Genomic DNA, 6,806 nt, shown 5'->3' on the forward strand with positions numbered 1-6,806 from the left:
GAGCGGGGGGTGACGGTGACGGGCTACCGCGCCGAGGGCCGGAAGCTGACCGTGCGCTTCCTGGGCGGGGTGTGCGCCGAGTACCGCGCGGCGGCGCGGGAGAGCGCGGACCGGGTGACGGTCACGGTCACCGAGAAGCGCCGGCCGGGCAACTGCATCGCGATCGGCAAGGAGTACGCCCGGACCGTCTCCCTGGACGCCCCCCTCGCGGACCGTGCGGTGGTCGGGGCCGACGGCGACCGGGTGCCGGAGGCGGAGCAGAGCCCGCTGTCCCGCTGACACCTCCGCACACGACGACGGCGGCGGTCCCTCGCGGAGGGGCCGCCGCCGTCGTGTCGCGGCTGTGAGCCGGTTTAGCTGAAGGAGTCGCCGCAGGCGCAGGAGCCGGTCGCGTTCGGGTTGTCGATCGTGAAGCCCTGCTTCTCGATCGTGTCCACGAAGTCGATCGTGGCGCCGCCCAGGTACGGGGCGCTCATGCGGTCGGTGACGACCTTGACGCCGTCGAAGTCCTTCACGACGTCGCCGTCGAGCGAGCGCTCGTCGAAGAAGAGCTGGTAGCGCAGACCGGAGCAGCCGCCGGGCTGGACGGCCACCCGCAGGGCGAGGTCGTCCCGGCCTTCCTGGTCGAGCAGCGCCTTGACCTTGGCCGCGGCGGCGTCGGTCACGATGATGCCGTCGGTGACGGTGCTGGTCTCGTCCGATACGGACATCTACATCTCTCCCAAGTTGTACGGAGACTGCTTTCCGACCAGTGCAACCGGCGCGCCGGCCGATTCATTCCGGGCCGGGCGGACCGTCTGGCCGCGTTTCGCTCTCTCTTCATGCTCGCACACGGGCGGAAGAGGAGGCAGCGGCCCGGTGCCGGAGAGGCCGGGATTCACGTCACATGGACGCTATGGCCATCGTCAAAGTGACGTGAAGCGGTTATGATAGATAACGTCAGTTAGACGAAAAGTAGAAAGGGTAGGTGCCGTGACCACCGCCCAGACCCCGCAGCTCGACGTACAGCCGTCTCCGCTCGCCCTGCTGCTGCTCGGCCGCGGGGCCGACCCGAGGAGCGAGCGGGGCGTCGAATGCCCCGGCGACCTGCCCGAGCCGTCCGACCCGGACCTCGTGGCGCGCGCCCGCGCGGCCAAGGAGAAGCTCGGCAGCAAGGTCTTCGTCCTCGGCCACCACTACCAGCGGGACGAGGTCATCCAGTTCGCGGACGTCACCGGTGACTCCTTCAAGCTGGCCCGTGACGCGGCCGCCCGGCCGGACGCCGAGTACATCGTGTTCTGCGGTGTGCACTTCATGGCCGAGTCGGCGGACATCCTCACCACCGACGACCAGAAGGTCGTCCTGCCGGACCTCGCGGCCGGCTGCTCGATGGCCGACATGGCCACGGCCGAGCAGGTCGCGGAGTGCTGGGACGTGCTGACCGAGGCGGGCGTCGCCGAGCAGGTCGTGCCGGTGTCGTACATGAACTCCTCGGCGGACATCAAGGCGTTCACCGGCAAGCACGGCGGGACCATCTGCACCTCCTCCAACGCCCAGCGGGCCCTCGAGTGGGCCTTCCAGCAGGGCGAGAAGGTGCTGTTCCTGCCCGACCAGCATCTCGGACGCAACACCGCCGTCCGGGACATGGGGATGTCCCTGGAGGACTGCGTCCTCTACAACCCGCACAAGCCGAACGGCGGACTCACCGCCGAGCAGCTCCGGGACGCGAAGATGATCCTGTGGCGCGGGCACTGCTCCGTGCACGGCCGCTTCAGCCTGGAGTCGGTCGAGGACGTTCGTGAGCGGGTGCCCGGTGTGAACGTCCTGGTGCACCCCGAGTGCCGGCACGAGGTCGTGGCCGCGGCGGACTACGTCGGCTCCACGGAGTACATCATCAAGACGCTGGAGGCTGCCCCGGCCGGCTCCAAGTGGGCCATCGGCACCGAGCTGAACCTCGTCCGGCGGCTGGCCAACCGGTTCGCGCCCGAGGGCAAGGAGATCGTCTTCCTCGACAAGACGGTCTGCTTCTGCTCCACCATGAACCGCATCGACCTCCCCCACCTCGTCTGGACCCTGGAGTCCCTGGCCGAGGGCAACCTGGTCAACCGCATCGAGGTCGACCGCGAGACGGAGGCCTTCGCCAAGCTGGCGCTGGAGCGGATGCTGGCGCTGCCGTAGGTTCCCCCCGTACGACGGAGGCCCGCCGGACACCGTGTGGGTGTCCGGCGGGCCTCCGCTCGTGTGGTGCCGGTCAGACTCCGGCCGTCTCCGGCTCGTCCGAGCTGCTCGGCTCGGTCTCCGGGGCCCGCTTCGCCGCCTTCTTCGCCGCTCGGCGTTCCTTTCGCAGCTCCACCATCGCGTAGAGCGTCGGGACGAGGAGGAGGGTCAGGAGGGTGGAGGTGATCAGGCCGCCGATCACCACGACCGCCAGTGGCTGGGCGATGAAGCCGCCCTCGCCGGTGACGCCGAGCGCCATCGGGAGGAGGGCGAAGATCGTCGCCAGGGCGGTCATGAGGATCGGGCGGAGCCGGTGGCGGCCGCCTTCCACGACGGCCTCGACGACCCCGTACCCCTGCGAGCGGTACTGGTTGATCAGGTCGATCAGCACGATCGCGTTGGTCACCACGATGCCGATGAGCATCAGCATGCCGATCATCGCCGGGACGCCCATCGGGGTGCCGGTGAGGATGAGCAGGCCGATCGCCCCGGTCGCCGCGAACGGGATGGAGACCAGCAGGATCAGCGGCTGGACCAGCGAGCGGAACGTCGCCACCAGCAGCATGAACACGATGGCGATGGCCGCCAGCATGGCCAGACCCAGGTTCTTGAAGGCATCGTCCTGGTCGGAGGAGACCCCGCCGATCTCGGCCGTGGCGCCCGCCGGGAGCTTCAGGGCCTTGATCTTCGACTGGAGCTGGGCGCTCACCGCGCCGGTGTTGTCCCCGGTCGGCTTGGCCGTGACGGTCGCCGCTCGCTGACCGTCGATCCGGGTCATGGACACCGGCCCGTCGACCAGCTTCACGGTGGCGATGTCACCGAGCTTCACCGCACCGAGCCGCAGGCCCTTCAAATGGGCCAGCGTGGCGGCCGGGTGGGCGGACCGTACGACGATGTCGCGCTCGGTGTCGTCCAGGACGGCCTTGCCCGCCGGGACACCGCGCACCGACTGCGCGACCGCCGCGCCGAGCTTCTGCTGGTCGAACCCGGCAGCGGCCGCCTTGGCGCCCGCCCGCACCGAGATGCGCGGCACGCTCTGCGCGAGGTCGCTGGTGACGTCGGTGACGTCGTCAAGACCGGCCACGGTGGAGCGCACCTTCTCGGCCGCCGTGCGCAGGGTCGCGGGGTCGGCGGCCTTGACCACGACGCTGAGGTCCTGGTTGCCGAAGGCCGCGCCCGCCGAGACGGTGGTGGTACCCGCGCCGTCCAGCTTCTTCAGCCCGTCCTCCAGCTTCCGCTGCACGTCGGCGGCGGAGCCGGAGTCCTTCAGCATGACCTGGTACGACGCCTGGTTGGTGTCGGTACCGCCGCCGAAGGCGGCCATGAAGCCGGAGGAGCCGACGGTGACCTGGTAGTCCTTGATGCCGTCGATCCCGCCGAGCAGCTTCTCCACCCGCCGGGCCTGCGCGTCGGTCGCGGCGAGGCTGGTGCCGGGCTTCAGCTTCTGCTTGACGGTGAGCACCTGCTGCTCGCCCTGGTCGAAGAAGTTGGTCTTCAGCAGCCCGGCCATCCCGAAGGTGCCGAACAGCACGACGACCGCGATCAGCAGACTGACCAGCCGGCGCCGCGTGGCGAACCGCAGCACCGGGACGTAGACGCGCTGGAGGCGGCTGTCGGCCTCCTTCTCCTCCGCCCGGCGGCGGGCCTCCTCGGCGTCCTCGGGAGTGCCCTTGGGTGCGCGCAGGAACCAGTACGACAGCACCGGCACCACGGTCAGCGACACCAGCAGCGAGGCCAGCAGGGCGGCCGTCACGGTGATGCTGAACGAGCCGAACAGGGCGCCCACCATGCCGCCGACCAGGCCGATCGGCAGGAAGACGGCGACCGTGGTGAGGGTGGAGGAGGTGACCGCGCCGGCGACCTCGCGGACGGCGCCGAGGATGGCCTCCTTGCGCTCCTCGCCGTAGCCGAGGTGCCGCTTGATGTTCTCCAGCACCACGATCGAGTCGTCCACGACCCGGCCGATGGCGATGGTCAGCGCGCCCAGCGTGAGCATGTTCAGCGAGAGACCGCGCGTCCACAGCACCAGCAGCGCCAGCACCACGGAGAGCGGGATGGAGACCGCGGTGACCAGCGTGGAGCGGACCGACGCCAGGAAGACCAGGATGATCAGCACGGCGAACAGCAGGCCGAGCGCGCCCTCGGTGGTCAGGCCGTCGATGGCCTTGGACACCTCGGGGCCCTGGTCGCTGACGACCGTGAGCCTGGCGTCCTTGCCGAGGTCGGCCCGGAGCTTGGGAAGCTGGTCCTCGACGGCGTCGGAGATGGCGACCGCGCTGCCGTCGTGGTCCATGGTGACGTTGACGGCGAGGCTGGGCTTGCCGTCCGTACGGGTCAGCGAGTCGGCCGGGGCCGGCCGCTCCGCGACGGTCGCCACGTCGGCGAGGCGTACGGGCTTGGCGCCGCCCTGGCCCGCGACGCGCAGGTCCTTGATCTGGTCCAGCGAGGTGAAGCCGCCGCCGACCTGCACGGTGCGGTTGGCGCCGTTCTCGTCGAAGGAGCCCGCCGGGACGGACGCGCCGCCCGCCTGGAGCGCCGGGATGAGCGCGGCCGGGCTGAGACCCGCCTTGGCGAGCTTGGCGTCGTCCGGGGTGACGGCGACCTGGAGGTCGCGCACACCGGTGACCTGGACCCGGCCGACACCGTCGATGTCCTTCAGCGCGGGGACGACCGTACGGTCCAGCTTGTCGGCGAGCGCCTGCTGGTCGGTGCCGGAGGACGCGGCGAGCACCACGGTCGGCATGTCGTCGGTGGAGCCGGAGACGACCTGGGGGTCGACGCTGTCCGGGAGCTGGGCGCGGGCCCGGTTGACGGCCTGCTGGACGTCGGTGACGAGCCGCTTGGTGTCGTTGCCGTAGTCGAAGGACGCCATGATCACGGCGTTGCCCTCGCTGGCGGTGGAGGTCACGCCGGTGACGCCGTCGACGCCCTGGAGGCTGTCCTCGATGGGCTCGACGACCTGCTTCTCCACCACGTCGGGCGAGGCGCCCTGGTAGGGGGCGATCACCGAGACCATGGGCAGGTCGATGGTGGGCAGCAGTTGCTGCTTGATCTGGGGTATCGCGATGAGTCCGAAGACCAGCGCGATGAGCGACATCAGGCCGATCAGGGCCCGTTGCGCGAGGCTGAATCGGGACAGCCAGGACATGGGAAGGTGGTCTCTCTTCTGTGAGCGGCAGAAGCTGCGGCGGGACGCGTCTGTGCGCCCACCTCACACCCTGGTCCATCATCGGGGCCCGACCCGTAGGCCCCAGGTCCATTTCCGGGGCGGGCCGGTACTCCCCGCGCAGTAGGGCGGCCCAGGGTCAGTCCGACCTCGGACGGACCAGCCCGGACTCGTAGGCGATGACGACGAGCTGGGCCCGGTCGCGGGCACCCAGCTTGGCCATGGCCCGGTTGACGTGCGTCTTCACCGTCAACGGGCTGACCTCCAGCCGCTCGGCGATCTCGTCGTTGGAGTGGCCGCCGGCCACCAGCACGAGCACCTCGCGCTCCCGGACGGTGAGCGCGTCGAGCCTGGCCAGCCGGGCCGGGTCGGGGGCGGGGGCGTCGGACTGGGCGAGGAAGCGGGCGATCAGGCCCTTGGTGGCGGCCGGGGACAGCAGCGCCTCCCCGCTCGCGGCGAGCCGGATCGCGGTCAGCAGCTCCTCCGGCTCGCTGCCCTTGCCGAGGAACCCGGAGGCGCCCGCGCGCAGCGCCCGTACCACGTAGTCGTCGACCTCGAAGGTGGTCAGGATGACCACGCGGACGTGGGCCAGGGCCGGGTCGGCGCCGATCATGCGGGTGGCGGCGAGGCCGTCGGTGCCGGGCATCCGGATGTCCATCAGGACGACGTCGGCGGCGCACTCCTTGGCCAGCCGGACCGCCTCGGCGCCGTCGGACGCCTCGCCCACCACGGCCATGCCGGGCTCGGAGTCGACCAGCACCCGGAACGCGCTGCGCAGCAGCGCCTGGTCGTCGGCGAGCAGGACGCGGATGGTCATACGGGCTTCCTCTCGGCCCCGGCGCGGGTCTGGACCGGCAGGATGGCATGGACGCGGAAGCCGCCGCCGTACCGGGGGCCGGTGGTGAGGGTGCCGCCGAGCGCGGTGACCCGCTCGCGCATGCCGAGCAGCCCGTGCCCGCCGCCGGTGCCGGTCGCCCCGGTGGCCCCGGCGCCGTCGTCCAGCACGCTGACCTCGATGTTCGGCCCGACCCGTACGACGCTGACCTCGGCCTTGGCGCCGGTCCCCGCGTGCTTCTGAGCGTTGGTGAGGGCTTCCTGGACGATCCGGTAGGCGGCCAGGTCGACGGCGGCCGGGAGGTCGGTGCCCTGGTCGGCGCGGGCCACCTGGACGGGGAGTCCGGCGTTGCGGAAGGTCCCGGCGAGTTCGTCGAGGCGGCCCAGGCCGGAGGCGGGCTCGGTGGGCGCGGCGGGGTCGTCGGACTGGCGGAGCAGGCCGACCGTGGCGCGCAGTTCGTCCAGCGCGGAGCGGCTGGCCTCGCGGACGTGCGCGAGGGCCTCCTTGGCCTGGTCGGGACGCCGGTCCATGACGTGGGCGACCACGCCTGCCTGCACGTTGACCAGGGCGATGTGGTGGGCGACCACGTCGTGCAGTTCGCGGGCGATG

5 protein-coding genes and 1 pseudogene are annotated in these 6,806 nt (G+C 71.2%); 2 read left to right on the top strand and 4 right to left on the bottom strand.

Going from position 1 to position 6,806, the window contains the following annotated elements; genetic code table 11:
* Positions 1–279 (top strand): annotated as a pseudogene (locus GT030_RS34750) (hypothetical protein); the annotation flags it as partial.
* Positions 280–353: 74 nt separating this feature from the next.
* Here the strand turns inward: GT030_RS34750 and erpA are convergent.
* Positions 354–710 carry an iron-sulfur cluster insertion protein ErpA gene (gene erpA, locus GT030_RS34755; RefSeq protein WP_030807593.1) on the bottom strand — a complete coding sequence of 119 codons (357 nt, stop codon included), beginning with the start codon at positions 708–710 and terminating at the stop codon, positions 354–356.
* 262 nt (positions 711–972) lie between these two features.
* Between erpA and nadA the strand changes: the two genes are divergently transcribed.
* Positions 973–2,157 (top strand): quinolinate synthase NadA, encoded by a 1,185-nt coding sequence (gene nadA / locus GT030_RS34760; RefSeq protein ID WP_161204473.1) that lies wholly within the window; start codon positions 973–975, stop codon positions 2,155–2,157.
* A gap of 73 nt (positions 2,158–2,230) precedes the next feature.
* Here the strand turns inward: nadA and GT030_RS34765 are convergent, their stop codons facing one another.
* The 3 genes from GT030_RS34765 to GT030_RS34775 form a co-directional block, all read right to left on the bottom strand.
* The gene (locus GT030_RS34765; RefSeq protein ID WP_161204474.1) at positions 2,231–5,344 is read right to left on the bottom strand and encodes an efflux RND transporter permease subunit; all 3,114 of its coding nucleotides are present in this window, start codon (positions 5,342–5,344) and stop codon (positions 2,231–2,233) included.
* A gap of 157 nt (positions 5,345–5,501) precedes the next feature.
* Positions 5,502–6,179 (bottom strand): response regulator transcription factor, encoded by a 678-nt coding sequence (locus GT030_RS34770; RefSeq protein WP_161204475.1) that lies wholly within the window; start codon positions 6,177–6,179, stop codon positions 5,502–5,504.
* A partial coding sequence (locus tag GT030_RS34775; RefSeq protein WP_237523029.1) for a histidine kinase occupies positions 6,176–6,806 on the bottom strand: 631 nt, incomplete at its 5' end. The genes GT030_RS34770 and GT030_RS34775, both read right to left, overlap by 4 nt.

Origin of the sequence: Streptomyces sp. SID1328 (genome assembly GCF_009865595.1) — a bacterium.
Lineage (GTDB): Bacteria > Actinomycetota > Actinomycetes > Streptomycetales > Streptomycetaceae > Streptomyces > Streptomyces griseoluteus.

Coding starts and splice junctions, on each gene's coding strand:
- erpA (WP_030807593.1), bottom strand. CDS start 710: ATGTCCGTATCGGACGAGACCAGCACCGTCACCGACGGCATCATCGTG.
- GT030_RS34765 (WP_161204474.1), bottom strand. CDS start 5,344: ATGTCCTGGCTGTCCCGATTCAGCCTCGCGCAACGGGCCCTGATCGGC.
- GT030_RS34770 (WP_161204475.1), bottom strand. CDS start 6,179: ATGACCATCCGCGTCCTGCTCGCCGACGACCAGGCGCTGCTGCGCAGC.